The sequence below is a fragment of the Aquabacterium sp. T101 genome (assembly GCF_057219775.1).
In genome coordinates this window covers 261,927-287,775 of record NZ_JBXVVZ010000001.1, presented here as the reverse complement: position 1 = coordinate 287,775, position 25,849 = coordinate 261,927, and the positions used below count along the sequence as shown (strand labels likewise).

Sequence of the window (25,849 nt, the reverse complement as noted above, 5' to 3'; positions counted from 1 at the left end):
ACGATGGACCTGAGCCTGGCCACCTGGTGGTGGATCGTCACCGGCGTGCTCGTGGCCGCCGAGCTGGCCACCGGCACGTTCTACCTGCTGATGCTGGCCCTGGGGGCCGCCGCCGCGGCGCTGGCCGCCCATGCCGGCCTCGCGGGCAGCCTGCAGCTCGTCACCGCGGCGCTCGTCGGCGGTGCCGCCGTCACGTTCTGGCACCTCAAGCGCCAGCGCGAACCCGCCGCGCCCCCGGCCGACCAGAACCGCGACGTCAACCTCGACATCGGCGAGCGCCTCGAGGTGACCGAATGGCGCCCCGACGGCACCGGCCACGCCATGTACCGGGGCGCCCGCTGGTCGGTGCGCCACGAAGGCCCCGGCGCCCCGGCGCCCGGCTGGCACGTCATCCGCCGTGTCGAGGGCAACCGCCTGCACGTCGAAACCGCCCCCTGACCCCTCAACGGACCTCCTGCCATGAGCGAAATCGTCTCCATCGTCATCCTTGTCATCGCGATCATCTTCGTGATCCGGTCGGTCAAGGTGGTGCCGCAGCAGAACGCCTGGGTCGTCGAGCGACTGGGCAAGTACCACGCGACGCTGTCGCCGGGCCTGAACTTCCTGGTGCCCTTCGTCGACCGCGCGGCCTACCGCCATTCGCTCAAGGAGATCCCGCTCGACGTGCCGAGCCAGGTCTGCATCACCAAGGACAACACCCAGCTCACGGTGGACGGCATCCTGTACTTCCAGGTCACCGACCCGATGCGCGCGAGCTACGGCTCGTCGAACTACATCGTGGCGATCACGCAGCTGGCGCAGACCACGCTGCGCTCGGTGATCGGCCGCATGGAACTGGACAAGACCTTCGAGGAACGCGACGCGATCAATGCGTCGGTGGTGCAGGCGCTCGACGAGGCGGCGCAGAACTGGGGCGTCAAGGTGCTGCGCTACGAGATCAAGGACCTCACCCCTCCGGCGGCGATCCTGCACGCGATGCAGCAGCAGATCACCGCCGAGCGCGAGAAGCGCGCGCTGATCGCCGCGTCCGAAGGCCGGCGCCAGGAGCAGATCAACATCGCCACGGGCGAGCGCGAGGCCTTCATCGCCCGGTCCGAGGGCGAGAAGCAGGCCGAGATCAACACCGCCCAGGGCGAGGCCGCCGCCATCATCGCCGTGGCCGAGGCCAGCGCGGAGGCCATCCGCAAGATCGCCGCGGCGATCCAGTCGCCGGGCGGCGAGCAGGCGGTGCAGCTCAAGGTGGCCGAGAAGGCCGTGGAAGCCTACGGCCAGCTGGCACAGAAGAACAACACGATGATCGTGCCGGGCAACATGACCGAGGTGTCGGCGCTGATCGCCAGCGCCATGGCCGTCATCAAGCAGGGCGGCAGCGGCGCCGGTCGCTGACCGGGCGCGCCCGGGACCGCGGCTAGAATTGCCGCCTTCTGTCCCCGGAGGGATGGATGAGCGGTTTAAGTCGCACGCCTGGAAAGCGTGTGTGGGTTAACAGCCCACCGCGGGTTCGAATCCCGCTCCCTCCGCCAGTTGCGCGGCCTCAGGCCGCCAGCAGCAGGTCCTGGATCCACAGCGCCGACTGCGTCGCGCCGGCGGGCGACTGTGACGGCTGGTGGCGCAGGCCGATGGCCACGCGCCCGGTCCAGTAGACCGTGCGGCCGTTGCTGCCGGGCAGCGTCATCGGGCCCACATAGCCCTCGGGCACGTTGAGCACGCCGGCCTCGTGGGGCTGGCGCGTGCGGGTCGCGTTGATCGTATGCATGGTGACATCCGGTGCGGAATCGGGATGTCTGCATGATCCCCACGTCGCCGCCGTCGCGGACCGCCACGACCCGGGGGGTTCGTCGCATCCACGCACCGCGGCCCCCAAACACAAACGCCCGCGAATGCGGGCGTTTGTTTCGTTACGGTGTAAACCGTGTCGTCGGATCGATCAGCGCACCACGGCGATCTGGTCGCGCTTGCCGTCCTTGAACGTGTACAGCGTCAGCGCGCCGTTCTTGATGTCGCCCTTCTCGTCGAAGGAGATCGTGCCGGTCACGCCCTTGTAGCCGGAGGTCTTGGCCAGCACCGGCAGGTAGACCTTCGGGTCGGCGGAACCGGCCTTGACCATGGCGGCCACCATCACGTTGACGGCGTCGTACACGTAGGGCGCGTACACCTTCACGTCATCGTTGTACTTCTTCTTGTAGGCCGCATAGAAGGTGTCCATCGACTTCTTGGCTTCGCCTTCGACGCCACCGGCCTCGGCGCACACCACCTGGCCGTCGGCCATGGTGCCCGCAGCCAGCTTGGGCAGCTCGCTGGAGCAGATGCCGTCGCCGCCCATGAACTTGGCGTTGATGCCGAGCTGCTTCATCTGGCGCAGCATCGGGCCGGCCACCGCGTCCATGCCGCCGAAGAAGACCACGTCGGGCTTCTTGGCCTTGATGGAGGTCAGGATGGCGGTGAAGTCCGTGGCCTTGTCGTTGGTGAACTCGCGCGCGACGGTCTTGCCGCCGGCGGCCTTGACGCCCTTCTCGAACTCGTCGGCGACGCCCTGGCCGTAGGCGGTGCGGTCGTCGATCACGGCGATGGACTTGCCCTTCACCTTCTGGACGGCGTACTTGCCGAGTGTGCCACCCAGGTGCACGTCGTCAGCCACCACGCGGAACGTGGTCTTGTAGCCGTTGCGGGTGAACTTGGGGTTCGTGGCCGACGGGCTGATCTGGGGGATGCCGGCGTCGCTGTAGATCTTGGACGCGGGGATCGAGGTGCCGGAGTTCAGGTGGCCGATGACGCCATTGACCTTGCTGTCGACCAGCTTCTGCGCAGCGGCGGTGCCCTGCTTCGGGTCGGCCGCATCGTCTTCGGCCAGCAGCTCGAACTTCACCTTCTTGCCGCCGATCGTCACGCCCTTGGCGTTGAGTTCGTCGATGGCCATGCGGGCGCCGTTCTCGTTGTCCTTGCCGAGGTGGGCAATCGCGCCGCTGGTGGGGCCGACGTGGCCGATCTTGACGACCATGTCCTGGGCGCTGGCGGTGCCCGCCGCGAGGAACGCGACGGCGGCAACGATCGGGAGCATCTTGATTCGCATGAGGAGAGCCTCCAGTGAGGATGTTGAGAAGCGAGCGGAAACGGTAGTTGTCTCAGCGGCCGACACAATACTGCAAAAGCCCGCCGATTCCGCATCGGGTATCTGCCTAAGGACGCCGCCCGGTAAGGGCTTGCGTCGCCTGGACAGGAATGACCACAACGCTGTCCCGGTGACGCAGGATGACCTGCAACCACCGGTATCAGCGAGCGGGGGGATCGGACCGCGTCGACTCGAAGGCAGCCCGTGCCAGCGCCGGCAGTTCTGAGCGCAAACGGCGTGCCAGGTCGGCACCGGCCTGGTCGACACCGGCCTGCACGGCGCGGGCCACGGCGTCGTCCACCGCGGCGGCGACGGCCCGCGCCAGGGCCGCCTCGACCGACCGGCGCACCGTGTCCTGCAGGGCCTGCTGCAGGCCTTCGGACAGGCGGTCGCGCACCCAGGCCTCCAGCGTCGGCTGCAGCCGCGCCACGACATCGTCCACCACCTGCGCCGGGTCCGGCTCGCCCCACAGGCGCATGCGCGGGATGGCATGCGGCGGCGCCGGCGCCACGGTCGGCGCGACATCCAGCGGCACCGAGTCGGGCGCCAGGGGCACCGGCGCGGACGGCGTCGGCTCGTCGGGCACGACCGCGATCACCTCGGTGAGGGTCGGCAGGCTGTCGTGCGGAACGGTCATGGCGCCGCCCCCAGGTCGTGGTGCACCAGCTCGACACCGGCGTGCCCCCCGTAGGTGCGCCAGCGCTGACGCGCCCTGCCGCGCTCGGCGTCGCCCTCCTGGACCACCTCGATGACGCGGCCGAAGTCCTGCCAGCCGTCCGCCATGTCCGGCCCCAGGTTCACCAGCACGTCGCGCCAGGCGCTCTGCGCCGGGGCGTCGGTCAGCCACACGGGCGTGCGACGGGCCACCGGGCCCGGCTCGGCCTGCCCGCGCAGGCGCACGTGCGGCACGAAGGCCAGCGCGTCGAAGGTCCACAGGGCCACGTCGAGACGGTCCAGCAGGGCCGGCTCGCCCGTGACCACCACGCGGGCCCCGGCGGCCTGCGCCTTGCGCAGCAGGCGGCAGGCGTGCTCCAGCTTGTCGGGCACGCCGGAGTGGAACTCGACCTTCATGGTGCCGCCTCGACGCGGATGCAGCCGGCCCGGCCCTCTGGCCTCAGCCGGCGCGCGACAGCACGAAGTGCGTGAGCAGCGGTACCGGGCGACCCGTGGCGCCCTTGGCGGCCCCGCTCTTCCAAGCCGTGCCGGCGATGTCCAGGTGCGCCCAGGGGAACTTGCCGGCGAAGCGCCTGAGGAACATCGCCGCGGTGATGGCGCCACCGGCGCGGCCGGCGATGTTGGCCATGTCGGCGAAGTTGCTCTTCAGGCCCTCGTCGTACTCGTCGTCGAGCGGCATGCGCCAGGCCGGGTCCAGTGCCGCCTGGCTCGCGGCCAGCAGGTCGGCGCCGAGCCGCTCGTCGGCGGCGAACAGGCCCGAGTGGTGGTTGCCCAGGGCGATGACGCAAGCGCCGGTGAGCGTGGCGATGTCGACCACGGCCGCGGGCTTGAAGCGCTCGGCATAGGTGAGCGCGTCGCACAGGATCAGGCGGCCCTCGGCGTCGGTGTTCAGGATCTCAATGGTCTGCCCCGACATGCTGGTCACCACGTCGCCGGGCTTCACGGCGCGGCCGCCGGGCATGTTCTCGCAGGCCGCGATCAGGCCGACCACATTGACCTTGGGCTTGAGCTCGCCCACGGCGCGCATCGTGCCCAGCACGCTGGCCGCGCCGCACATGTCGAACTTCATCTCGTCCATCTCGGCGCCGGGCTTGAGCGAGATGCCGCCGGTGTCGAAGGTGATGCCCTTGCCCACCAGCACCACCGGTGCCTTGGACTTGGCCGCGCCCTGGTAGCGCATGACGATGAAGCGCGGCGGCTCGGCCGAGCCCTGAGCCACCGCGAGGAACGAGCCCATGCCGAGCTTGTCGATCTGCTTGCGGTCCAGCACGTCGACGTCGAAGCCGAACTGCTTGCCGAGCTTGCGCGCCTCCGACGCCAGGTGGCTCGGCGTCGCATGGTTGGCCGGGCGGTTGCCGCACTCGCGCGCCAGGGCCACGCCGGCCGCCAGGGCCTGTCCGCGGGCCAGGCCCTTCGACGCGGCGGCAGCCTCCTTGCGGCCGCCCATCAGCGCCACCGACGTCAGCTTGGGTGCCGCCGGGGCGCTGGGCTTGGTGTGGCGATACACGTAGACCGCGTCGGCCACCGCCGTCACCAGCGCCTCGGCATGGCCGTCGCCCAGGGCGTCGGCGCCGGGGCGCGCGACCGCCAGCGTGGTCACGCCCAGCGCCTTGAGCGCGCCGAGGCCGGCGGCCACGGCGGCCTTGAACGCCTTGGGCGACGCGTTGGCTGCGCCGACGAAGGCCAGCCGTGCCGCCTTCAGCCCGGCCGGGCGATGCACGTACAGCACCCGCCCGGGCTTGAACTCGAAGTCGCCCTGGGCCACGGCATCGGCCAGCAAGGTGGCCACCGCCTTGTCGAGCCCGGCCGGCGGCGTGCTGCCCGTCACCACCACCAGCAGCGCATCGGCGGCCACGGACGACAGCCCTTGGGCGGGCGAAACCTGGAATTGGAAGTCCATAATGAAAACCAGTTTCGTGATTTGCCGATGTTATTCGATACCACGCTGCGGAAGGACCTGTCGCGCACGTTCGGCGGCACGCTCGTCGTCATCCTGACGATCGTGCTGACGATGATGCTGATCCGCACGCTGGGACAGGCGGCGGGCGGCGCGATCGCGCCCCAGGACGTGGTGCTGCTGCTGGGCTACACCGCGCTCGGCCACCTGCCGACGATGCTGACGCTGTCGCTGTTCATCGCGGTGGTGGTGTGCCTGGGCCGCATGTACCGCGACAGCGAGATGGCGATCTGGTTCGCCAGCGGCGTGCCGCTCGGCCGCTTCGTGCGGCCGGTGCTGCGCACGGGCTGGCCGGTGCTGCTGGTGGTGTCGCTGCTGGTGCTGTTCGTCTGGCCCTGGGGCAACCGCCAGAGCACCAACCTGCGCGAGCGCTACGAGCAGCGCTCCGACCTGTCGCGCGTGGCCCCCGGCGTGTTCCAGACCTCGCGTGACGGCTCGCGGGTGTTCTTCGTCGAGCGCGAGGCGCCCGAGTCGGTGAACGCGCGCAACGTCTTCATCCTGTCGACGGACGGCACGCGCGAGTCCGTGACCACCGCCCGGGGCGGGCAGCTGCAGAACGTGGGCAACGAGCGCTGGCTGGTGCTCGAGCGCGGCCAGCGCAACGAGATCGACTCGAGCGACGGAGAGCGGCTGCTGTCGAGCTTCGATACCTACCGCGTGCTGGCGGGCGAGCGGGCGCTGCGACGTGCGACGTCGCAGCCGCCCAAGGCCATGCGCACGATCGACCTGCTGCGCGACCCGACCGCACGTCACCAGGGCGAGATCGCATGGCGGCTGGGCATGCTGTTCGGCGCCGCCAACCTGGTGCTGATCGGCATCGGCCTGGCGGCGACGAATCCGCGTCGCGCCAGCAACTGGAACCTGCTGCTGGCCCTGCTCGGCTTCGTCGTCTACTTCAACCTCATCAACCTGAGCCAGGCCTGGGTGGCCAGCGGCAAGGTCGGCCTCGGCACCATGCTGCTGACGCTGCATGGCGGCGCACTGGCGCTGGCCCTCGTCCTCATCTGGTGGCGCGACCATGCGCAGGTGGCGCTGATGCGTCTGCCGCGACCGCGCCGCAGGGCCGCGGCATGAGGACCGTACGCCGCCTGCTCTACCGCGACATCGCCGGCGCGGTGGGCTTCGTCACGCTGGCGTTCCTGTCGCTGTTCTTCTTCATCGACTTCGTCGACGAGCTCGAGGACGTGGGCAAGGGCGGCTTCACCGTCGTCCATGCCGTGCTGGCGTCGCTGCTGGACACGCCCGGGCGCTTCTACGAGGTGTTCCCGATCACGGTGCTGATCGGCACGATCTTCGCGCTGGCGCGCATGGCGCAGACCTCGGAGTTCACCATCCTGCGCACCGGCGGCCTCGGGCCGGGCCGCGCGCTCGGCCTGCTGTCGATGCTGGCGCTGGCGTTCGCGGCGCTGAACTTCGTGGTCGGCGACTACGTGGCCCCCTGGAGCGAGCGCGAGGGCGTGGCGCTGAAGTCCGGGCTGCAGGGCGGGCGCACCCTCGGGCGCACCGGCGCCTGGCTGAAGGACCGCCGCACGCGGGCCGACGGCACCGAGGTCAGCGTCTCGGTCAACGTGCGCCGCACCACCCCCGAGGGCGTGCTGGAGGACGTGCGCCTGTTCGAGGTGGACAGCGACAGCCGCCTCGTCACCCGCGTCTCGGCGCGCAGCGCGCGCGTGGGCGACGGATTCTGGCTGCTCGACGGCGCGGTGATCACCGAGTGGCCGTCGGGCGCGTCCCCGGCCGCGCAGGCACCGTCGGCCTCGGTGCGCGAGGAGCGGCATGCGCAGGTGCGCTGGCCCAGCGGCCTGGACGCCGGCGTGGTGGCCGCGGCGGTGCTGCCGGTATCGACGATGTCGACGATCGAGCTGTGGCGCTACAGCCGCCACCTGGCGGCCCAGGAGCAGGCGGCGCAGCGCCACTCGATCCAGTTCTGGAAGAAGGCCCTGTACCCGCTGGCCTGCATCGTGATGGTGGCGCTGGCCCTGCCGTTCGCCTACCTGCAGTCGCGCCGCGGCGGCGTCAGCTTCAAGGTCTTCGGCGGCATCATGCTGGGCAGCAGCTTCGTGCTGCTGAACAACGTGGCCGGGCACCTCGGCGTGCTGCGCGAGTGGACACCCTGGATCGCCGCGGCCGCGCCCAGCCTGATCTACCTGCTGCTGTCGATGGCCGCCTTTGCCTGGCTCGTGAGGTACCGATGAAGACCGGCCTGATCCTGTTCGCCCACGGCTCGCGCGACCCGCGCTGGGCCGAGCCGTTCGAGACCGTCCGTGCCGCACTGGCCGCGCGCGACCCGGGGCTGCCGGTGCGGCTGGCGTTCCTGGAGTTCATGCAGCCCGGCCTGGACGAGGCCGCCGACGCACTGGTGGCCGACGGCTGCACCCGCATCGACGTGCTGCCGCTGTTCCTCGGCACCGGCGGCCACCTGCGGCGCGACCTGCCGCCGATGGTGCAGGCCGTGACGGATCGGCATCCGTCGGTGCAGACGCGGCTGCATCCGGCCGCCGGCGAGGCCCCGGCCGTGGTGGCTGCAATGGCCGAGCACGCCCTGTCGATGGTGCGCACATGAACCTGCACCAGTTCCGCTTCGTCCAGGAGGCCGCGCGGCGCGGCCTGAACCTCACCGAGACCGCGAAGGCCCTGCACACGTCGCAGCCCGGCGTGTCCAAGGCGATCCTCGAACTCGAGGAGGAACTGGGCATCGACATCTTCGCGCGCCACGGCAAGCGGCTGCGCCGCGTCACCGAGCCCGGCGAGCAGGTGCTGCGGTCGATCGAGGTCATCCTGCGCGAGGTCGGCAACCTGCGCCGCATCGGCGAGGAGTTCAGCAAGCAGGACGCCGGCCACCTGTCGATCGCCACCACGCACACGCAGGCGCGCTACGTGCTGCCCGAGCCGGTCACGCTGCTGCGCCGGCGCTTTCCGCGCGTCAACGTCGCGCTGCACCAGGGCAACCCGCAGCAGGTGGCACAGATGCTGATCGAGGAGCGTGCCGACATCGGCCTGGCCACCGAATCGCTGGCGGATTTCGACGAGCTGATCACCCTGCCCTGCTACACGTGGCAGCACGTGATGGTGGTGCCGACCACCCATCCGCTGGCGGCGGTGGAGCGGCCGACGCTGGAGCAGCTGGCCGCCGTGCCCCTGGTGAGCTACCACCCGTCGTTCACCGGCCGCACGCGCATCGACAACGCGTTCGCCCGCGCCCACCTGCAGCCGGACATCGTGATCGAGGCGATCGACTCGGACGTGATCAAGACCTATGTCCGCTCCGGCCTGGGCGTGGGCATCGTGGCCGAGATGGCCACCCGCGAGGACCCGCCCGGCGGTGATCTCGTGTCGCGGCCGCTGGGCCACCTGTTCGGCGACAACGTCGCCCGCGTCGCGTTCAAGCGCGGCGCCTACCTGCGCAGCTTCGTCTACACCTTCGCCGAGCTGCTGTCCGAGCGGCTGACCCGCGCCCTGATCATCAAGGCGATGACCGGCACCGCCGATTCCCAGTCCGACCCTGCCCTGTGATGAGCATGCACCGAACCCCCGCCCTGCAGTCCCGCCTGCCCGCCGTGGGCACCACCATCTTCACCGTGATGTCCGCGCTGGCGCAGCAGCACGGCGCCGTCAACCTGGGCCAGGGCTTCCCGGACTTCGGCTGCGACCCGCGCCTGCTCGACGCGGTGGACGCCGCGATGCGGGCCGGCCACAACCAGTACCCGCCGATGACCGGCGTGCCGGTGCTGCGCGACGCCGTGGCGGCCAAGATCGAGGCGCTGTACGGCCGACGCTACGACCCGGCCAGCGAGATCACCGTCACCGCCGGCGCCACGCAGGCCATCCTGACCGCGATCCTGGCCATCGTGCACCCCGGCGACGAGGTCATCGTGCTGGAGCCCTGCTACGACAGCTACGTGCCCAACATCGAGCTGGCCGGCGGCCGCGTGGTGCGCGTGGCGTTGACGCCCGGCACGTTCCGGCCCGACTTCGACGCCATCGCCGCGGCCCTGAACCCGCGCACGCGGGCGATCATCGTCAACACCCCGCACAACCCCAGCGCCACGGTCTGGCGCCGCGAGGACATGGACCGCCTGGGGCGCCTGCTCGAACCGACCGACACGCTGCTGATCAGCGACGAGGTGTACGAGCACATGGTGTTCGACGCGCAGCCGCACCTCAGCGCGTCGTCGCATCCGGTGCTGGCGGCACGCGCCTTCGTCGTGTCGAGCTTCGGCAAGACCTTCCATGTCACGGGCTGGAAGGTCGGCACGGTGGCCGCCCCGGCCTCGCTGACGGCCGAGTTCCGCAAGGTGCACCAGTTCAACGTGTTCACGGTCAACACGCCGATGCAGCATGCGCTGGCGGCGTACCTCGCCGACCCGGCGCCCTACCTCGGCCTGCCGGCCTTCTACCAGGCCAAGCGTGACCTGTTCCGCGCCGGCCTCGCGGCCACGCGACTGCGCCTGCTGCCCAGCGAGGGCAGCTACTTCCAGTGCGTGGACTACTCGCAGGTCAGCGACCTCGGCGAGGAGGACTTCTGCCGCTGGCTCACCACCGAGGTCGGCGTGGCCGCGATCCCGCTGTCGGCGTTCTACGAGGACGGGCGCAACCAGCAGATCGCCCGGCTGTGCTTCGCCAAGCGCGACGAGACCCTGAAGCTGGCGCTGGAGCGCCTGTCGCGCCTGTAGGCGACGGCCCTAGCCGCGGCGCGGCTTGTCGTCGCCGTCGTCACCGGGCCACGGCAGGTCGCCGGGCTGCGACGGCCGGCTGCCGCCGGTGCCGAAGTCGAGTTCCGCGCCGGACGACGACGTGTCGATCTCGCCGGTCTTGGTGGTGAGGTCGAGGTCCAGCGACACGGCCTGACCGCCGTTGAACTCGGGCCGCAGCACGATCGTGCCTTCGGGCGCCGGCTCGGCCGCCGCGCCGATGGGCAGCAACACGTCCACGTTGTCGGCTTCCTCGGGTCGGTCGGCCTGGTGCAGGTCGCGCGCCAGCTGGTACAGGAACAGCACTTCCTGGTAGGCCGGCAGGTCGAACATCTCCGAGCCCGCGCCGCGCCGGAACAGCAGCGCCTCCAGTTCGGCCATCGCGTCCAGCGGGTTGGCCCAGACATGCTGGATGCGGCCCACCACCAGCGGGTAGTCCTCCAGCGCCCGGCCCGCGCCGGGGTCGCTGGTCCACTCCGGGGCCACGCTGTTGAAGCGCTGGTTGAAGCGCACGCGCGTGCGCTCGTAGGCCTCGCGGTCGCCGCGGCGGCGATGGATCTCCAGCAGCTTGAGGAACGGCAGCGGCGTGCCGCCCCCGGTGGAGCGCAGGTGCGCCATCAGCAGGTCGATCGCCGAATCGTCGTGGCCCAGCGCGATGAAGAAGTCCGCCTGCTGCTCGAGGTCGATCTGCTCGTCGACGCTGACCGCACGGCTGCTGTCGTCCAGCCGCGGTGCCACCGGCGGGATCGTCACGGCCACCGGAGCAGCCACAGTGGGAGGGGCGATCAGCGAGTCCAGGCCGATGTCGGTGGGCGGGCCTTCCCGCACCGACAGCGGGGCCGGGGCCGAAGGCATCTTCAGCGGCGCGCGCGACGACGGCTGATAGGTCGGCGGCGAGTAGGCGGAGTCCTCGCCCGGGTCGGCGGCCGGCGGCACGGATTCGTCGGCCTTGTCCCACCACACGTCGCCGCGCGGCGGCGGCAGCGGCTCGGGCTCGCGCCGCGAGCGCAGGCCGAGCCACAGCGACAGCGCGGCAAACGCGGCCGTGGCGGCAAACAGCGCCGGCACGAGCCAGCCCTGCTGCGACTGTTGCTGCTGGCGCTGGGCCTGCTCCTGGGCGATCTGGGCGCGCAGCGCCACCAGGGCCTCGGTCTGGGCCTTGGTGTCGGCACGCATGCGCGCCACCTCGGCCTCCAGGTCCTTCATCTGCTGGCGGGCCGCAGACGCGGCGGCCTCGGCTTCCGACGCCGCCTGGCGCGCGGCCAGCACCTGCGCCTCGGCCGCGGAGGCTCGGGCCTCGGCGGCCTGCACGGCGGCCAGATTGGCGGCCGCCACGCCGGGGTCGAGTTCCAGGCGCGGGCGGCCGGCGCGCACGGGTGCGGCCGCAGGCCGCGAGGCGGGCGCCGCGGGCGGCCGGGCACTGGTGGCTTCGACGGCGGCCGGGGCCGCTGCGGGGGCTGGAGCGGGTGCCGCGGCAAGCGCCGGCGCACGCGCCGGTGCGGCGGCGGTTCGCGTGGCCCGCGGCGGCGGCGCCGGGCGCGTGGCGCGGGGGGGCGCCGCCGGTGCGGACGCTGCAGGGGCCGGCGCGAGCGTCGCGGTGGCGGGGGCCTGCGGCGTGCTGCGCGGCAAGGGCGCGTCGGCGGTGGGCTCGCGCGGGATCGTCACCACCGGCGCCACGTTGACCAGCGGCGGATCGGCCAGCAGCACCAGACTGCGCGTGATGCGCGCCGGGCATCCCGCCGACACGGTGACGTTGACCACCGGCTCGTCGACGACGACGGTGGTCACGATGCGGATCACCGCCTCGGCGGCGGACCGGCCCTGCGTGACGCGCACGCGCACCAGGCCGGGCTGAAGCTTCGAGTCGCCGAGCTGCACCTCGGCCGCCGCGCACTCCGCGGCGAGGGTCTCGCCGTCGCTGAGCTGCACCGGCACCGCCAGGTTCAGCGTCTGGCCCAGGAACACCTGCGCCCGAATGTCGCCGAAGCCCAGGGCCGAAGCCGGGCCGGCGGCGGCCAAGGCCAGGATCGCCAGGGTTGATCGGGTCTTGCCGCTGAACATGCCTCGTGCGGGAGTCTTGGCCGTGGCGGGGTCGCACGGCATGTGACCTTTTGTGAACCGCGCCACTCTAGCATGGGGCTGCTGCGCCGACCCCCGCGACAAGCGAGCGGCAGCCCCGGGCGTGCGACGCCGTTCACGCCCGGCCGGCCGACCTTCGCGGCGGGACCACAATCGCCTCGGCCACCGCCACTGTCGCGACCGGGACATGCCATGCCGACGCCCACCCTTACGATCGAAGAACGCCGCAACATCGACACCGGACCGTGGTTTTCCAGGCTCTCCGAACCGCTGCGACAGGACATCCTGGCGCGCAGCCATGTGCGGCGCCTGCGCGACGGCGAACTCATGGCCGTGCGCGGCTCCAGCGCCGAGGAATGGTGCGGCGTGGCCGCCGGGGCGGTCCGGGTCAGCTCGGTGTCCCTGTCCGGCAAGCAGATCTCGCTGACCTACGTCGAGCCGGGCACCTGGTTCGGCGACATCGCGCTGTTCGACGGCCTGCCGCGCACCCACGACGGCCATGCCCATGGGCCGACCACGCTGCTGGCCGTGGGCAAGGCGGACTTCCGCGCCCTGCTGGCGGCCCATGTCGAGCTGTACGACGCGCTGCTGCGGCTGAACTGCCGCCGCCTGCGCCTGATGTTCGACGCGCTGGAGGACCTGAACACCCGCCCGCTCGCGTCGCGCCTGGCGCGCCAGCTGCTGCTGCTGGCCCGCAGCTACGGCATCGAGGAAGCCGGCGGGCAGCTGCGCATCGGCCTGGCCCTGGCGCAGGAGGACCTCGCGCAACTGCTGGGCGCGTCGCGCCAGCGCGTCAACCAGGAGCTCAAGGCCCTGGAACGCGACGGCGCGATCCGCGTCGAGCCGTCGAAGCTGGTCGTGCTGTCGCGCGACCGTCTGCTGGCACTGTCCGAGGCCTGAGCGCCGCCTGAAACGCCATGGAGCACTTCACCGGCACCCGTCCCGTCGCGCCCGAGCATGCGTTCGACGTCAACGCCCTGCAGGACTGGCTGCGGACCACCGTGGCCGGCTTTGCCGGGCCCCTGACGGTGGAGCAGTTCAAGGGCGGCCAGAGCAACCCGACCTTTCTGCTGCGCACCCCGGCGGCCCGCTACGTGATGCGCGCCAAGCCGGGGCCAGTGGCCCGCCTGCTGCCGTCGGCGCATGCGGTGGAGCGCGAGTACCGCGTGATGAAGGCCCTGGCCGGCAGCGGCGTGCCGGTGCCGCAGATGCTGGCCCTGTGCGAGGACGAGTCCCTGATCGGCCGCGCCTTCTACGTGATGGACTTCGTCGACGGCCGCGTGCTGTGGAACCAGGCCCTGCCGGACGCGACGCGCGAGGAGCGCGGCGCTATCTACGACGAGATGAACCGCGTCATCTCGGCGCTGCACTGCGTCGACGTGGCGGCCGCCGACCTGGCCGACTACGGGCGCCCCGGCAACTACTTCGAGCGCCAGATCGCGCGCTGGAGCAAGCAGTACGCGGCGTCGATCACGCAGCCGATCGAGGCGATGGACCGCCTGATGGAGTGGCTGCCGGCCCACCTGCCCGCCAGCGCCCGCGACGGGTCGCGGGTCAGCGTCGTGCACGGCGACTTCCGGCTCGACAACCTGGTGTTCCACCCCACCGAGCCACGCGTGCTGGCCGTGCTGGACTGGGAACTCTCCACGCTCGGGCATCCGCTGGCCGACTTCAGCTATCACTGCATGGCGTGGCACATCCCGCCGGGCGCGTTCCGCGGCATCGGCGGGCTCGACCTGCCGTCGCTGGGCATCCCCTCGGAAGCCGACTACGTGCGCCGCTACTGCGAGCGCACCGGCCTGGCCACGCCGCAGGCGCTGGCGGCCGACTGGAACTTCTACCTCGCCTACAACCTGTTCCGCATCGCCGCCATCCTGCAGGGCATCGCCCGGCGCGTGGAGGACGGCACCGCCGCCAGCGCCCAGGCGCGGCAGGCCGGCGCCGGCGCCCGGCCGCTGGCCGAGCTGGGCTGGCAGATGGCGTGCCGCGCCTGACCCCCTTCTCCCGACAAGGACCGATCGATGGACTTCGCCTTCTCCGACCGCACCAATGCGCTGCGGCAGCGCGTCTCGGACTTCATGGCCGAGCATGTCTACCCCGCGGAAGCGGCCTGCCACGAGGAGCTGATCGCCAACACGGCGGCCGGCCGCCGCTGGACGCCGCTGAAGGTGATCGAGGACCTCAAGCCCAAGGCCCGCGCCGCGGGCCTGTGGAACCTGTTCCTGCCCGACAGCGAACTGGGCGCCGGCCTGACCAACGCCGAGTACGCGCCGCTGGCCGAGATCATGGGCCGCGTGCCCTGGGCCAGCGAAGTGTTCAACTGCTCGGCGCCCGACACCGGCAACATGGAAGTGCTGGTGCGCTACGGCACGGCGGAGCAGAAGCAGCGCTGGCTGCAGCCGCTGCTGGCGGGGCAGATCCGCAGTGCCTTCGCGATGACCGAGCCCGGTGTCGCGTCGTCGGACGCCACCAACATCGAGGCGCGCATCGAGCGCCGCGGCGACGACTACGTGATCAACGGCCGCAAGTGGTGGACCTCGGGCGCCGGCGACCCGCGCTGCGCGATCATGATCTTCATGGGCAAGACCGACCCCTCCGCGGCGCGGCACTCCCAGCAGTCGATGATCCTGGTGCCGATGGACACGCCGGGGGTCAAGGTGCTGCGTCCGCTGCAGGTGTTCGGCTACGACGACGCGCCGCACGGCCACATGGAGATCGACTTCGACGACGTGCGCGTGCCGGCGTCCAACATCCTGCTCGGCGAGGGCCGCGGCTTCGAGATCGCGCAGGGCCGCCTCGGCCCCGGCCGCATCCACCATTGCATGCGGCTGATCGGCCTGGCCGAGCGGGCGCTCGAGCTGATGTGCCGGCGCGCGACGCAGCGCGTGGCCTTCGGCCGGCCGGTGTCGGACCAGGGCGTGACGCGCGAGCGCATCGCCGAGGCGCGCTGCCAGATCGAGCAGGCGCGCCTGCTCACGCTGAAGGCGGCCTGGATGATGGACAAGGCCGGCAACAAGAGCGCCCAGGCCGAGATCGCGATGATCAAGGTGGTGGCGCCCAACATGGCCTGCCGCGTGATCGACTGGGCGATGCAGGCCTACGGCGGTGCCGGCATGAGCCAGGACACGCCGCTGGCGTACTTCTACACGCTGGCCCGCACGCTGCGGTTCGCCGACGGCCCCGACGAGGTGCACCGCAACGCGCTCGCCAAGCTGGAACTGGGCCGCGCGCCGCGCTAGCACGCGGGCCGCGGGCGGTGCCTAGCGCGCGTCGCCGGGCGGCAGCGCGCTCGGCGCGCCCCAGCCGCTGGGCCGTTCGCTGCCCAGCTGGCCGCGCACCACCTCCTCGCCCACGCGCCGGGCGGCGGCCGCAGCCACCACCGCGAGGTCGATCGCGCGCTGCATCGTGGCGACGTCGGGCTGCGGCATCGCCATGCGCAGCACGAAGCGGCCGCGTTGCACCACCATCACGAACGGCAGGTCGGCCGCCAGCCAGGGCGCCGCGGCCTGCAAGGCCTGCGACAGCGGCCCGTCGAGCCACAGCGGCGCGGCGGCCGGGCGGTTGGCGAGCGCGGCGAATCGCTCGCGCAGCGGCCCGAGCGTCGAGCGCGGCACCGTGGGGAACAGCACCAGCCAGCGCATCTCCTCGGGCGTGCGGTCGTCCATGCGGGTCTGGTTGCCTTCGGTCACCTGCTCGAAAACGTCGTTCTCGAGCCGGTTCATCAGGGCGCGCGCGATGACCAGCATCTGCAGGTCGCCGGCGTCGCCGATGTCGGCGCGCACGCGCAACTCGTGCTCGCCGATGTAGTCGCGTTGCGCGAGGCCCCACTCGGCGCGCCACGCAGGGCCGTCGCCGCCGGCCTCGACCACGAAGCCTTCGCTGCCGCGCGCGGGGGCGAAGCGCCATCCAGCCCCCTCGGCCCACTGGCGCACCGGCGTGAACGCCAGCGTGTCCTGCGGGGCCGGGCCGAACCAGCGCCTGAAGAGGTTTCGCATCGCTGCTAGAGTGAAGCGAGGCCGTTGCGCAAGGAGACCCGAACCATGATCGAAGTGTATTCGTGGGCCACGCCCAACGGGCACAAGGTGCACATCATGCTGGAGGAGTGCGGCCTGCCCTACCGGGTGCATGCGGTGGACATCGGCAAGGGCGACCAGTTCCAGCCCGACTTCCTGGCCATCAGCCCGAACAACAAGATCCCGGCCATCGTCGACCCCGACGGCCCGGACGGCCAGCCGATGTCGCTGTTCGAGTCCGGCGCGATCCTGCTGTACCTCGCCGGCAAGACCGGGCGCTTCCTGCCGGCCGACGTGCGCGGCCGCTACGAGGTGCTGCAGTGGCTGATGTTCCAGATGGGCGGCGTGGGCCCGATGCTGGGCCAGACGCACCACTTCCGCATCTACGCGCCCGAGAAGATCGCCTATGCGGTGGACCGCTACACCAACGAAGCGAAGCGCCTGTATGGCGTGATGGACCGGCGGCTGGCGAAGTCGCGCTACCTGGGCGGTGCCGACTACTCCATCGCCGACATCGCCGTGTTCCCCTGGCTGCGCTCCTGGAAGAACCAGGGCATCGACTGGGCCGACTATCCGCACCTCAAGGGCTGGTTCGACGAGATCGGCGGCCGGCCTGCGGTGCAGCGCGGCGTGGAAGTGCTGGCCTCGGCGCGCAAGCCGCTCACCGACGACAAGGCGCGCGAGCAGCTGTTCGGCAGCACGCAGTACCAGCGGCGATGACCGCCGCGCGGGGCGCGTGATGCGCCCCGCGGGCCGGTCAGGAGCGCGGGGCTACTGGTCCTTGAAGTCGCCCGCCACGCCGATCACCAGACGCGCCGGGTCGAGGTGACGGCGCAGTGCGGCGTTCACCTGCTCCAGCGTCAGCGCCGAAAGGCGCGCGTCCACCTGCCCCGCGAACGCCAGCGTGCGCTCGAGGTCGAGGTTGCGCGCCAGCGCGCCGGCGAGGTTGCCGTCCTGGGCCCGCGACAGGCGGCGGAAGTTCAGCAGCCCGGCCTTGCCCTCTTCCAGTTCCTTGGCGGTGAAGCCGTCCTTCAGCGCACGCGCCAGCTCCTCCTTGAAGGCGGCTTCCACCCTGGCTCGGTTGCCGGGCGCGAAGATCGCGCCGGCGTTCCAGGTGGAGTTCGCCTCGTAGGGGTTCCAGTCCACGTAGGAGTAGACGTCGTAGGACAGGCCGTCCTTCTCGCGGATGCGCTTCCACAGGCGCGAGTTGCCGCCGCTGCCGAGCAGGTAGTTGGCCATCATGAGGGCGGCGTAGTCGCCGTCGCCCTCCTTGAGCGCCACCGGCAGCAGCGCCTGCATGACGGCGTTTTGCTTGTCCGGCGTCAGGAACACCAGCCGCGCCGGCGGCACCGCCACCAGCGGCTGCGGCACCCGCACATACGGCGCGGCCGTGGCCCAGCCCCCGAGCGCCCGCGTCGCGGCGGCCTTCACCGCGTCGACGTCGAAGTCGCCCACGACGGCCAGCTCGCCCCGGCTGGCGCCGACGATGCGCGCATGCAGCCCGCGCAGCACGTCGGGCGTCACGGCGGCCACGTCCTTCAGTCGCTCGTCGAAGTTGCGCGCGTGGCGGATATCGCCGCGCGGATACGGGTTGCCGTGACGCGCCAGCGCGTCCTGCAGCACCGCCTCGGGTTCCATGCGCTGCGCCTCGATGCCGGCCACCGCGACGCGGCGCAGCTCGTCGAGCACGGCGGCGTCGAAGGCCGGACGCCGCAGCAGCTGGCCCACCAGTTCGACCGCCGCCGGCAGGTGCTCGCGGCGCGACTGCAGGTTCACCGTGAGCACGCCGGGCGCGCCGCCGTCGTAGCCGATGCGGATCTCGGTGCGCAGCGCATTGAGCCGGTCCTGCACCTGCTGGCGCGTCAGCTCGGGCGTGCCCTTGTCCAGCATGGCGGCCATCAGGTCCATCGCCTCGGCCTGGCCCTGCAGCGTGGCGAGGTCGCCGCCGCGCAGCGTGAGCCGTGCCGACACCGACTGGCCGCGCGTGGTCTTGGGCAGCAGCGCGAACTGCACGCCGGCGGCGGCGCCCGCGAGCCGGCCGCGCTGGGTGCGGGCGTCGATGTTGGCCGGGCTCGCGTCGAAGCGCTCGGCACTGGCGGCGGCGGCCTGGGGCACGAAGCTCTTCATCTGGGCCGCCACGTCCACCGGGGCCGGCGCACCGGCGCGCACGGGCTTGTCCGTCGGCACGTAGGCGCCCAGCGTGCGGTTGGCCGGCAGCAGCACCTGCGCCGCGAAGCGCTGCACGTCCTCCAGCCGCGCGGCGCGGACGCGGTCGCGCAGCAGGAAGAACAGGCGCCAGTCGCCCTGGGCCACGCTCTCGGACAGCGCCACGCCCACCTGCTCGGGGTCGGTGAACTGCCGCTCCCAGTCGTTGAGCCACTTCACGCGGGCCCGCTCCAGCTCGTCGGCGGTGATCGGGTCCGCCGCCACGCCTTCGAGCGTGGCCAGCAGGGCCGCCTGCGCCGCGGCGATGTCCTGCCCCGGCGCCAGCGCGGCGCCGAAGGACAGGAAGCCGGGGTCGTGCAAGCCGGTGGTCCAGGCCCAGGTGCCGGCGGCCAGCTTCTGCTCGGTCATGCGGCGATGCAGGCGGCCGGCCGGCGTGTCGCCCATCACCAGCGTCAGCAGTTCGGCCGCGGCGTGGTCCGGGTGCGCGCCGGGCACGCTGTGGTAGGCCGCCATCAGCTGCGGCGTGCCGCCGACGCGGCGCAGCGTGATCGCGCGCTCGCCGTCCTGCACCGCGTCCAGCGTGTAGAGCACGGGCAGCTTGCGGTCGGGCCGGGGGATCTTGCCGAAGTGACGTTCCACCAGCGCCAGCACGCGCGCCGGCTCGAACTTGCCCGACACGGTCAGCGTCGCGTTGTCCGGCTGGTAGTAGCGGCGGTAGAACGCCTGCAAGCGGCCGATGTCCACCTGCTCGACGTCGGTGCGCGCACCGATCGTCGAGTTGCCGTAGTTGTGCCACTGGTACATCGTGGCCAGGGTCTTCTCGAACAGGATGCGGCCGGGGTTGTTCTCGCCCATCTCCATCTCGTTGCGCACCACCGTCATCTCGCTGTCGAGGTCCTTGCGCGCGATGAAGCTCTTGGTCATCGAGTCGCCGAGCCAGTCCAGGTACCAGGCCAGGCTCGCGTCATTGGCGGCGAAGCTGGCGAAGTAGTTGGTGCGGTCGAGCCAGGTGGTGCCGTTGGCGCGCAGGCCGCGCTTGTTGAACTCGGCCCACACCGTGGGATGGCGCGGCGTGCCCTTGAACAGCAGGTGCTCCAGCAGGTGCGCCATGCCGGTCTCGCCGTAGTTCTCGTGCCGGCTGCCGACGCGGTAGGTCAGGTTCACCGTCGTCGTCGGCTTGGAATCGTCGGGCGCCAGCAGCACCTGCAGGCCGTTGGGCAGCCGGTACTCGGTGATGCCCTCGACCTGGGTCACGGGCTTGGGCGCGGCCACCGCGGGTGCCGCGGCGTTCAGGGCCAGCAGGAGCAGCGCGAAGGCGCGAAGCAGCAGGGTCGGCATGGCGTGTCGTCTCGATGGCGAAGGGTTGGGCGCCGGGGCTCCGGCGGCAGGATCATGACGGGGTCAACACGGGCCCGGTGGCCGCGGGCCTGGCGTTGGCCGCGGTCGGGTCGATCGGGGGCAGAGATATCTCACCGCAGCATCATGCAATGAAGTGTCAGCGACCGACCACCTCGCCGATCTCGATGGCCACGCCGGTGGCGCCGGGGGCCACCGCGGCCGAGAAGCCCTGCAGGTCGCCCGGCTGCGCCGTCGCATCGCCGGACTTGCTGATGCGCGCGCCGACCACCACGCGGGCGGCCGACGACAGCGTGGCCGCCGGGCTCATCGCCATGCTGTCGTCGAGCGTGAAGGCCAGCGGCAGGTCCCGCACCTTCTTGCGCAGGATCGCCAGCGGCATGCGCGGCCCTTCGGCCGGCCGGGCGAACACGAACACCGTGTCGTCCGGCGAGGCCTGGGCCGCCAGCTTGGGCGACAGCACGACCCGGCCGCTGACCGACTTGCCGCCCCCGGCCGCGGGCGCCGTCGGGGCCGCCGCCGGTGCGGGCGCAGCGGAGGCGGTCACCGTGGCGGGCGGTGCCGGCCGCGCCGTCGCGGTCGCTGTGCCCCCCATGCGCTGTCGTGCCTCGTCGATGCCGCCCTGGATCTGGCGCGTGAGTTCGCTGTCGGGGGCCAGGGCCAGCATCTGCTCCCATTGGCGCACCGCACCGGCGTAGTCCTGGCGGTCGAAGGCGAGCGAGCCGGCCATCGACAGCGCCTTGAGGTTGCGCGGGTCCAGCTTCAGCGCACGTTCGATCAGGCGCGCGGGCTCGCCCTCGAGCGAGCGGCCGTTCACCACCGCCAGCGCGTCGGCATAGTCGGCCAGCACCGCAGCGTCGTCGGCGCGCAGCTCCGCAGCGCGCTTGAAGGCCGGCACGGCCTTGTCGTGCTGCCCGAGCACCGCATGCGACCGGCCGAGCATGACCCAGCCATCGACGTCGTCCGGGCGCTCCTTCATGCGATCGGCCAGGCGCGCGACCATCTCCTCGATCTGCTCGCGGGTCACCGAGTGACCGTTGCCCGCCGGCACGTCGGGGTTGGTGCGCGCCGCGACGTCCAGTGCGGCCGGCGAACCGAGCCAGGCATAGCCCCCCGCCGCCACGCCCACCACCAGCAGCGACAGCAGCGCGGCGAGCCGTGGCGAGGGTTTCACCACGGCCACATCGGAACCCTGCCCGTCCAGCGTGACCAGCTCGACGAGCCGGCGCTCCAGCGGCTCGCGGGCCTGCGCATAGGCCGCCTCGCCGAGCGCCCCGCCCTCGTGCAGCGACTTCAGCTGCTGCAACTGCGCCTGCACGCGCGCCGCCTCGGGCGAGGCGGCCGGGGACTTGCCGGGACGGCCGCGCCACCACAGGGGCCACGTCAGCATCACGGCCGCCAGCAGCGCCAGCAGCGCGGCACCGATCAGGAACAGGCTCATCGCACCCCTCTCCGGGTGGCGGGGGCGCCGTCGTTGTCGTCATCGTCGAGATCGGGCTCGAAGCGGTCGGGCGCCAGGCGGTTGCGACGCCGCAGCACCACCCCCAGCGTGACCACGCCCCCCACCAGCAGCAGGCCCGGGCCGACCCACAGCAGCGCCGTGGCCGCATTGAACGGCGGCCGGTAGCGCACGAAGTCGCCATAGCGGTCGGTCATGAACTGCACCACTTCCTCGTCGGTGGCGCCGCGACGGAGCTGCTCGCGCACCTGTTGCCGCAGGTCCTCGGCCAGGCCGGAGTGAGAGTCCGCGATGGTCTGGTTCTGGCACACCAGGCAGCGCAGCTCGGCCGAGATGCGCATCACGCGCGCCTCGAGCGCCGGGTCGGCGGTAGCCGGGGCGGCCTCGCGCGCGACGGCGCCGACACAGGCCGCCAGCAGCAGCCAGGAAGCGAGCAACCTAAGCATTGAGTTCCTTGAGCAGCGGCACGATGCGATCGCGAAGCACCTCGGGCGTCACCGGCCCGATCTGCTTGAAGCGCACCACGCCCTGCTTGTCGATGACGAAGGTCTCGGGCACGCCGTAGACGCCGAAGTCGATGCCCACGCGCCCGTCGGCGTCGAACAGCGACATCTCGTAGGGATTGCCGTAGCGCGCCAGCCAGCCCAGTCCGTCGCGCCGCGTGTCCTTGTAGTTCAGCCCCACCAGCGGCGCCTGCTTCGTGCGGGCGAAGTCCAGCAGGTGCGGATGCTCGTCGCGGCAGGCCGCGCACCACGAGGCCCAGACGTTGAGGATCCACACCTTTCCGAGCATGTCCTCGCGCCGCACGACACGGGCCTCGTCGTCCAGCCGCGTCAGCGCGAAGGCCGGCGCGGGCTTGCCGATCAGCGGCGACGGCACCTCGCGCGGGTCCAGCTGCAGGCCGCGCGCCAGGAACCCCAGCAGCACCAGGAACAGTGCCAGCGGGATCAGGAAGCGCAGCGCCTTCATGGTGCGGCTCCGGACGCGGCCAGCGCCTCCTGCGCCTCGCGCTCGCGGCGCGTGGCGCGATAGCGTCGGTCGGACGCGGCCAGGGCACCGCCGAGCGCCATCAGCAGGCAGCCGCCCCAGATCCAGTCGACGAAGGGCTTGAAGTAGACGCGAACCACCCACGCCTGTCCGGCGGGGCCGGCCGGCTCGCCGAGCGACACGTAGAGGTCGCGCGTGAAGCCGGTGTCGATGGCGGCCTCGGTCATCGGGTTCTGCTGCACGCGGTAGATGCGCTTTTCCGGCTTCATCAGCGCCACCGGGCGGCCGTCGCGGGTGACTTCCATCAGGCCGCGCACGCCGCTGTAATTGGGGCCCTCGATCTCGCGCACGCCGCGGTAGGTGAAGGTGTAGCCGGCCAGCGTGGTGGTGTCGCCCGGTTCCATCTTCAGGTCGCGCTCGATGCCGTAGGTGTTGACCATGCTGACGCCGAAGGCGAACGCGGCCACGCCCAGGTGCGCGATCCACATGCCCGCCAGGGCCCGCGGCACGAGGCGCACGCGGCCGGCCAGTCCGGCGAGGCCGGCGCCCGGGCGCACTCGCTCGATCACGTCCACGGCCACCGTGAACACCACCCACCAGGCCATCAGGAAGCCCAGCGTGGCCAGCGCCGAGATGCGCCCGGCCGCCCAGCCGGTGGCCAGCGCCGCGACCACCGTGAGGCCGGCCGCCCAGCGCAGGCGCCGGGCGAGATCGGGCACCTCGGCCTGGCGCCAGCGCGCCAGCGGGCCCACGCCCATCAGGAACACCAGCGGCGCCATCACCGGCACGAACACGCTGTCGAAGTACGGCGGGCCGACGGAGATCTTGCCCAGGTTCAGCGCGTCCAGCGCCAGCGGGTACAGCGTGCCCAGCAGCACGGTGGCCATCGCCACCACCAGCAGCACGTTGTTGCCCAGCAGCATCGACTCGCGCGACACCAGCTCGAAGCGTGCGCCCAGGCCCACCGTCGGCGCGCGCCAGGCGTACAGCATGAGCGACCCGCCGACCACCACACCCAGGAAGGCCAGGATGAACAGGCCGCGCGTCGGGTCGGTGGCGAACGCATGCACCGACGACAGCACGCCCGAGCGCACGAGGAAGGTGCCCAGCAGCGACAGCGAGAACGCCATGATCGCCAGCAGCACGGTCCAGGACTTGAACGCGCCGCGTTTCTCGGTCACGGCCAGCGAGTGGATCAGCGCCGTGCCGACCAGCCACGGCATGAAGGACGCGTTCTCCACCGGGTCCCAGAACCACCAGCCGCCCCAGCCCAGCTCGTAGTAGGCCCACCAGCTGCCCAGCGCGATGCCGATGGTGAGGAAGATCCAGGCGGCGGTGGTCCAGGGGCGCGTCCAGCGAGCCCATGCAGCGTCCAGCCGGCCGCCCAGCAGCGCCGCCACCGCGAACGCGAAGGCCACCGAGAAGCCCACGTAGCCCATGTAGAGCATCGGCGGGTGGATCACCATGCCCGGGTCCTGCAGCAGCGGGTTCAGGTCGCGGCCGTCGGGCGCCGCAGGCAGCAGGCGGTCGAACGGGTTGGACGTGATCAGCGTGAAGAGCAGGAAGCCGACGTTGACCAGGCCCAGCACGCCGATGATGCGCGCCACCATGTCCTGCGGCAGGTGGCGGCTGAAGGCGGCCACGGCCAGGGTCCACAGGCTGAGCATCAGCAGCCACAGCAGCAGCGAGCCTTCGTGGCCGCCCCAGACGGCGGCGATGCGATAGGCCAGCGGCAGCGCCGAGTTGGAGTTCGACGCCACGTAATGAACCGAGAAGTCGTTGCCGATGAAGGCCGCGGTGAGGCAGGCGTAGGCGATGACGACCAGCAGGCATTGCGCCTGCGCCGCCGGCCGGGCCAGCGCCATCCAGTCGGCGCGGCCGCGGGCGGCGCCGGCGATCGGCAGCACGCCCTGCACCAGCGCCACGCCCAGCGAGAGCAGCAGCGCGAAATGACCGAGTTCCGGCGTCATGGGCGGGCTCCCGGCACCACCGTGTCGGCGATCTTCTGGTTCGTCTTCTGGGCCCGGGCCAGCGCCTCGGCGGCCTCGGGGGGCATGTAGTTCTCGTCGTGCTTGGCCAGCACCTCGCGGGCCATGAACACGCCGTCGGCACCGAGCTTGCCCTGCGCCACGACGCCCTTGCCTTCCTTGAACAGGTCCGGAAGGATGCCGGTGTAGCGCACGGTGACGGCCTTCGCGGTATCGGTGACACCGAACTCGATCTGGGTGCCGGTGCGCTTGACGCTGCCTTCGACGACCAGGCCGCCGATGCGGAACGTGCGGTCGGCCGGGCTCTCGCCCGCGGCCACCTGCGTCGGCGAGAAGAAGAACACCAGGTTGCTCTGGAACGCGTTGAGCACCAGCCCGACGCCGGCACTGACCGCGACGACGATGCCCACGACGATCGCGATGCGGCGCTGGCGGGGCTTCACGACTGGCCCTCCGGGGTGCCGACGGCGCGCAGGGCCGCCGCGCGGCGGCGCCGGGCCAGCACCGGCTCGGCGGCCATGACGGCCAGGGTCATGGCGTAGGAGCCCCAGACGTACAGGCCGTAGCCGCCCATCGAGAGGAAGTGGTTCAAGTCGGTCCAGTTCATCGGGATCCTTCCTTCGGTGCAGCTTGCGCCAGATCGGCCGCCCAGTCGGCGTCGCGGTCTCTTTCGAGGGCGATGGCCTGGGCCCGGGTAAACACCACCGCGAACGCATAGGCCCAGAACGCGAAGGTCATCAGCAGCATGGCGGTGAGCATGGTGTGGGCCATCTTGGGCGCGGCGGTCAGGCTGATGGTGGCGCCCTGGTGCAGCGTGTTCCACCACTTCACGGAGAAATAGATGATCGGCACGTTCACCACCCCCACCAGCGCCAGCAGCGCGCCGGCCCGGTCGGCGCGTGACCAGTCGTCGATCGAGTTCACGAGAGCAATGAAGCCGAGATACAGGAACAGCAGGATGAGTTCCGACGTCAGGCGCGCGTCCCACACCCACCACGTACCCCAGGTCGGCTTGCCCCAGAAGGCGCCGGTCCACAGGGCCAGGAACGTGAAAAGTGCGCCGGTGGGGGCCAGGGCCCGCGCCACGTTGAACGCCATGCGCGCGTTGAGGGCCCAGCCCACCCCGGCCCAGAACGCCATCGCCAGGTACAGGATCATCGACATCCACGCCGCCGGCACGTGGATGAAGATGATGCGGTAGGCCTCGCCCTGCGTGGCGTCGGTCGGCGCGACGAAGAACCCGATGTACAGGCCGGCGGCATACAGCGCGATCGCCAGGGCCCACAGCCAGGGGTTGACCCGGTCGGCGAGACGGTGGAAGCGCGACGGCGCGGCGAAGGTGGTCAGGCGGGTGGGTGCGGTGGTCATG

The 25,849-nt window shown here is 71.6% G+C and carries 26 protein-coding genes and 1 tRNA gene; 12 read left to right on the top strand and 15 right to left on the bottom strand.

The annotated features are described in order from the left end of the window. Positions 1 to 3: 3 nt before the first annotated feature. The 3 genes from AC2EAQ_RS01330 to AC2EAQ_RS01320 all read left to right on the top strand — a co-directional run bounded on the left by AC2EAQ_RS01330 (position 4) and on the right by AC2EAQ_RS01320 (position 1,523). Entirely contained in the window at positions 4 to 438 is a 435-nt protein-coding gene (locus AC2EAQ_RS01330; protein ID WP_484639884.1) for an NfeD family protein, read from the top strand. 21 nt (positions 439 to 459) lie between these two features. After that, complete coding sequence (locus tag AC2EAQ_RS01325) at positions 460 to 1,386, top strand: SPFH domain-containing protein (protein WP_484639882.1); 927 nt, start codon at positions 460 to 462, stop codon at positions 1,384 to 1,386. Between the two features lie 46 nt (positions 1,387 to 1,432). Beyond that, positions 1,433 to 1,523, top strand: a tRNA-Ser gene (locus AC2EAQ_RS01320). Between the two features lie 11 nt (positions 1,524 to 1,534). Here the strand turns inward: AC2EAQ_RS01320 and AC2EAQ_RS01315 are convergent. From AC2EAQ_RS01315 to AC2EAQ_RS01295, 5 genes are all read right to left on the bottom strand, one after another. After that, complete coding sequence (locus AC2EAQ_RS01315; protein ID WP_484639881.1) at positions 1,535 to 1,756, bottom strand: hypothetical protein; 222 nt, start codon at positions 1,754 to 1,756, stop codon at positions 1,535 to 1,537. 171 nt (positions 1,757 to 1,927) lie between these two features. After that, positions 1,928 to 3,058 carry a branched-chain amino acid ABC transporter substrate-binding protein gene (locus tag AC2EAQ_RS01310; RefSeq protein WP_484639880.1) on the bottom strand — a complete coding sequence of 377 codons (1,131 nt, stop codon included), beginning with the start codon at positions 3,056 to 3,058 and terminating at the stop codon, positions 1,928 to 1,930. 211 nt (positions 3,059 to 3,269) lie between these two features. After that, positions 3,270 to 3,746 (bottom strand): hypothetical protein, encoded by a 477-nt coding sequence (locus tag AC2EAQ_RS01305; RefSeq protein ID WP_484639879.1) that lies wholly within the window; start codon positions 3,744 to 3,746, stop codon positions 3,270 to 3,272. Continuing rightward, the gene (locus AC2EAQ_RS01300; RefSeq protein WP_484639878.1) at positions 3,743 to 4,180 is read right to left on the bottom strand and encodes a DNA polymerase III subunit chi; all 438 of its coding nucleotides are present in this window, start codon (positions 4,178 to 4,180) and stop codon (positions 3,743 to 3,745) included. Before AC2EAQ_RS01300 ends, AC2EAQ_RS01305 begins: the two co-directional genes overlap by 4 nt. A gap of 43 nt (positions 4,181 to 4,223) precedes the next feature. Further along, positions 4,224 to 5,684 (bottom strand): leucyl aminopeptidase, encoded by a 1,461-nt coding sequence (locus tag AC2EAQ_RS01295; RefSeq protein ID WP_484639877.1) that lies wholly within the window; start codon positions 5,682 to 5,684, stop codon positions 4,224 to 4,226. A 27-nt stretch (positions 5,685 to 5,711) separates the two neighbouring features. Between AC2EAQ_RS01295 and lptF the strand changes: the two genes are divergently transcribed. Genes lptF through AC2EAQ_RS01270 form a run of 5 tightly spaced genes read left to right on the top strand, consistent with a single transcriptional unit; the run spans position 5,712 to position 10,414 of the window. Next, entirely contained in the window at positions 5,712 to 6,815 is a 1,104-nt protein-coding gene (lptF, locus tag AC2EAQ_RS01290) for an LPS export ABC transporter permease LptF (RefSeq protein WP_484639876.1), read from the top strand. Further along, the gene (gene lptG, locus AC2EAQ_RS01285; protein WP_484639874.1) at positions 6,812 to 7,936 is read left to right on the top strand and encodes an LPS export ABC transporter permease LptG; all 1,125 of its coding nucleotides are present in this window, start codon (positions 6,812 to 6,814) and stop codon (positions 7,934 to 7,936) included. Before lptF ends, lptG begins: the two co-directional genes overlap by 4 nt. Continuing rightward, a complete protein-coding gene (locus AC2EAQ_RS01280; RefSeq protein WP_484639872.1) occupies positions 7,933 to 8,304 on the top strand; it encodes a sirohydrochlorin chelatase in 372 nt (123 codons plus the stop codon). Before lptG ends, AC2EAQ_RS01280 begins: the two co-directional genes overlap by 4 nt. Then, positions 8,301 to 9,254 carry a CysB family HTH-type transcriptional regulator gene (locus tag AC2EAQ_RS01275; protein ID WP_484639871.1) on the top strand — a complete coding sequence of 318 codons (954 nt, stop codon included), beginning with the start codon at positions 8,301 to 8,303 and terminating at the stop codon, positions 9,252 to 9,254. Before AC2EAQ_RS01280 ends, AC2EAQ_RS01275 begins: the two co-directional genes overlap by 4 nt. Beyond that, positions 9,254 to 10,414, top strand: coding sequence for a pyridoxal phosphate-dependent aminotransferase (locus tag AC2EAQ_RS01270; protein ID WP_484639870.1), 1,161 nt, complete (start codon positions 9,254 to 9,256; stop codon positions 10,412 to 10,414). Before AC2EAQ_RS01275 ends, AC2EAQ_RS01270 begins: the two co-directional genes overlap by 1 nt. 9 nt (positions 10,415 to 10,423) lie before the next feature. On the opposite strand, the gene AC2EAQ_RS01265 is transcribed toward AC2EAQ_RS01270, so the two are convergent. Beyond that, a complete protein-coding gene (locus tag AC2EAQ_RS01265) occupies positions 10,424 to 12,535 on the bottom strand; it encodes a FimV/HubP-related protein (protein ID WP_484639868.1) in 2,112 nt (703 codons plus the stop codon). A 168-nt stretch (positions 12,536 to 12,703) separates the two neighbouring features. On the opposite strand from AC2EAQ_RS01265, the gene AC2EAQ_RS01260 reads away from it, so the two are divergent. The 3 genes from AC2EAQ_RS01260 to AC2EAQ_RS01250 are packed head-to-tail and all read left to right on the top strand — an operon-like array spanning position 12,704 to position 15,750. Further along, positions 12,704 to 13,411: a Crp/Fnr family transcriptional regulator gene (locus AC2EAQ_RS01260; RefSeq protein WP_484639867.1), complete on the top strand. Its 708-nt coding sequence runs from the start codon at positions 12,704 to 12,706 to the stop codon at positions 13,409 to 13,411. Positions 13,412 to 13,428: 17 nt separating this feature from the next. Continuing rightward, entirely contained in the window at positions 13,429 to 14,505 is a 1,077-nt protein-coding gene (locus tag AC2EAQ_RS01255) for a phosphotransferase (protein WP_484639866.1), read from the top strand. A 27-nt stretch (positions 14,506 to 14,532) separates the two neighbouring features. Then, the gene (locus AC2EAQ_RS01250) at positions 14,533 to 15,750 is read left to right on the top strand and encodes an acyl-CoA dehydrogenase family protein (protein WP_484639865.1); all 1,218 of its coding nucleotides are present in this window, start codon (positions 14,533 to 14,535) and stop codon (positions 15,748 to 15,750) included. A 21-nt stretch (positions 15,751 to 15,771) separates the two neighbouring features. On the opposite strand, the gene AC2EAQ_RS01245 is transcribed toward AC2EAQ_RS01250, so the two are convergent. Further along, entirely contained in the window at positions 15,772 to 16,506 is a 735-nt protein-coding gene (locus tag AC2EAQ_RS01245; protein WP_484639864.1) for a hypothetical protein, read from the bottom strand. 45 nt (positions 16,507 to 16,551) lie between these two features. Here AC2EAQ_RS01245 and AC2EAQ_RS01240 point away from each other — a divergent pair, with 45 nt between their 5' ends. Then, the gene (locus tag AC2EAQ_RS01240) at positions 16,552 to 17,244 is read left to right on the top strand and encodes a glutathione S-transferase N-terminal domain-containing protein (protein ID WP_484639863.1); all 693 of its coding nucleotides are present in this window, start codon (positions 16,552 to 16,554) and stop codon (positions 17,242 to 17,244) included. Between the two features lie 51 nt (positions 17,245 to 17,295). Here the strand turns inward: AC2EAQ_RS01240 and AC2EAQ_RS01235 are convergent, their stop codons facing one another. From AC2EAQ_RS01235 to ccmC, 8 genes are all read right to left on the bottom strand, one after another. Further along, positions 17,296 to 20,028: a M16 family metallopeptidase gene (locus tag AC2EAQ_RS01235; RefSeq protein WP_484639862.1), complete on the bottom strand. Its 2,733-nt coding sequence runs from the start codon at positions 20,026 to 20,028 to the stop codon at positions 17,296 to 17,298. A 157-nt stretch (positions 20,029 to 20,185) separates the two neighbouring features. After that, positions 20,186 to 21,487, bottom strand: coding sequence for a c-type cytochrome biogenesis protein CcmI (gene ccmI / locus AC2EAQ_RS01230; RefSeq protein WP_484639861.1), 1,302 nt, complete (start codon positions 21,485 to 21,487; stop codon positions 20,186 to 20,188). Beyond that, positions 21,484 to 21,951 carry a cytochrome c-type biogenesis protein gene (locus AC2EAQ_RS01225; protein WP_484639860.1) on the bottom strand — a complete coding sequence of 156 codons (468 nt, stop codon included), beginning with the start codon at positions 21,949 to 21,951 and terminating at the stop codon, positions 21,484 to 21,486. The genes ccmI and AC2EAQ_RS01225 overlap by 4 nt, the downstream gene beginning before the upstream one ends. Next, a complete protein-coding gene (locus AC2EAQ_RS01220; RefSeq protein WP_484639859.1) occupies positions 21,944 to 22,474 on the bottom strand; it encodes a DsbE family thiol:disulfide interchange protein in 531 nt (176 codons plus the stop codon). Before AC2EAQ_RS01220 ends, AC2EAQ_RS01225 begins: the two co-directional genes overlap by 8 nt. Next, positions 22,471 to 24,462 (bottom strand): heme lyase CcmF/NrfE family subunit, encoded by a 1,992-nt coding sequence (locus AC2EAQ_RS01215; RefSeq protein ID WP_484639858.1) that lies wholly within the window; start codon positions 24,460 to 24,462, stop codon positions 22,471 to 22,473. The genes AC2EAQ_RS01220 and AC2EAQ_RS01215 overlap by 4 nt, the downstream gene beginning before the upstream one ends. Then, positions 24,459 to 24,923 (bottom strand): cytochrome c maturation protein CcmE, encoded by a 465-nt coding sequence (gene ccmE / locus AC2EAQ_RS01210; protein WP_484639857.1) that lies wholly within the window; start codon positions 24,921 to 24,923, stop codon positions 24,459 to 24,461. Before ccmE ends, AC2EAQ_RS01215 begins: the two co-directional genes overlap by 4 nt. After that, a complete protein-coding gene (gene ccmD, locus AC2EAQ_RS01205; RefSeq protein ID WP_484639856.1) occupies positions 24,920 to 25,087 on the bottom strand; it encodes a heme exporter protein CcmD in 168 nt (55 codons plus the stop codon). Before ccmD ends, ccmE begins: the two co-directional genes overlap by 4 nt. Beyond that, positions 25,084 to 25,848, bottom strand: coding sequence for a heme ABC transporter permease CcmC (gene ccmC, locus AC2EAQ_RS01200; protein WP_484639855.1), 765 nt, complete (start codon positions 25,846 to 25,848; stop codon positions 25,084 to 25,086). Before ccmC ends, ccmD begins: the two co-directional genes overlap by 4 nt. Between the last annotated feature and the right edge of the window lies 1 nt (position 25,849).

Coding starts and splice junctions, on each gene's coding strand:
- AC2EAQ_RS01240 (WP_484639863.1), top strand. CDS start 16,552: ATGATCGAAGTGTATTCGTGGGCCACGCCCAACGGGCACAAGGTGCAC.
- AC2EAQ_RS01325 (WP_484639882.1), top strand. CDS start 460: ATGAGCGAAATCGTCTCCATCGTCATCCTTGTCATCGCGATCATCTTC.
- ccmD (WP_484639856.1), bottom strand. CDS start 25,087: ATGAACTGGACCGACTTGAACCACTTCCTCTCGATGGGCGGCTACGGC.
- AC2EAQ_RS01245 (WP_484639864.1), bottom strand. CDS start 16,506: ATGCGAAACCTCTTCAGGCGCTGGTTCGGCCCGGCCCCGCAGGACACG.
- AC2EAQ_RS01330 (WP_484639884.1), top strand. CDS start 4: ATGGACCTGAGCCTGGCCACCTGGTGGTGGATCGTCACCGGCGTGCTC.
- AC2EAQ_RS01295 (WP_484639877.1), bottom strand. CDS start 5,684: ATGGACTTCCAATTCCAGGTTTCGCCCGCCCAAGGGCTGTCGTCCGTG.
- AC2EAQ_RS01215 (WP_484639858.1), bottom strand. CDS start 24,462: ATGACGCCGGAACTCGGTCATTTCGCGCTGCTGCTCTCGCTGGGCGTG.
- AC2EAQ_RS01255 (WP_484639866.1), top strand. CDS start 13,429: ATGGAGCACTTCACCGGCACCCGTCCCGTCGCGCCCGAGCATGCGTTC.
- AC2EAQ_RS01300 (WP_484639878.1), bottom strand. CDS start 4,180: ATGAAGGTCGAGTTCCACTCCGGCGTGCCCGACAAGCTGGAGCACGCC.
- AC2EAQ_RS01250 (WP_484639865.1), top strand. CDS start 14,533: ATGGACTTCGCCTTCTCCGACCGCACCAATGCGCTGCGGCAGCGCGTC.
- AC2EAQ_RS01265 (WP_484639868.1), bottom strand. CDS start 12,535: ATGCCGTGCGACCCCGCCACGGCCAAGACTCCCGCACGAGGCATGTTC.
- lptG (WP_484639874.1), top strand. CDS start 6,812: ATGAGGACCGTACGCCGCCTGCTCTACCGCGACATCGCCGGCGCGGTG.
- AC2EAQ_RS01220 (WP_484639859.1), bottom strand. CDS start 22,474: ATGAAGGCGCTGCGCTTCCTGATCCCGCTGGCACTGTTCCTGGTGCTG.
- AC2EAQ_RS01305 (WP_484639879.1), bottom strand. CDS start 3,746: ATGACCGTTCCGCACGACAGCCTGCCGACCCTCACCGAGGTGATCGCG.
- AC2EAQ_RS01275 (WP_484639871.1), top strand. CDS start 8,301: ATGAACCTGCACCAGTTCCGCTTCGTCCAGGAGGCCGCGCGGCGCGGC.
- AC2EAQ_RS01235 (WP_484639862.1), bottom strand. CDS start 20,028: ATGCCGACCCTGCTGCTTCGCGCCTTCGCGCTGCTCCTGCTGGCCCTG.
- AC2EAQ_RS01225 (WP_484639860.1), bottom strand. CDS start 21,951: ATGCTTAGGTTGCTCGCTTCCTGGCTGCTGCTGGCGGCCTGTGTCGGC.
- AC2EAQ_RS01270 (WP_484639870.1), top strand. CDS start 9,254: ATGAGCATGCACCGAACCCCCGCCCTGCAGTCCCGCCTGCCCGCCGTG.
- ccmC (WP_484639855.1), bottom strand. CDS start 25,848: ATGACCACCGCACCCACCCGCCTGACCACCTTCGCCGCGCCGTCGCGC.
- AC2EAQ_RS01280 (WP_484639872.1), top strand. CDS start 7,933: ATGAAGACCGGCCTGATCCTGTTCGCCCACGGCTCGCGCGACCCGCGC.
- AC2EAQ_RS01260 (WP_484639867.1), top strand. CDS start 12,704: ATGCCGACGCCCACCCTTACGATCGAAGAACGCCGCAACATCGACACC.
- AC2EAQ_RS01310 (WP_484639880.1), bottom strand. CDS start 3,058: ATGCTCCCGATCGTTGCCGCCGTCGCGTTCCTCGCGGCGGGCACCGCC.
- ccmI (WP_484639861.1), bottom strand. CDS start 21,487: ATGAGCCTGTTCCTGATCGGTGCCGCGCTGCTGGCGCTGCTGGCGGCC.
- AC2EAQ_RS01315 (WP_484639881.1), bottom strand. CDS start 1,756: ATGCATACGATCAACGCGACCCGCACGCGCCAGCCCCACGAGGCCGGC.
- lptF (WP_484639876.1), top strand. CDS start 5,712: ATGTTATTCGATACCACGCTGCGGAAGGACCTGTCGCGCACGTTCGGC.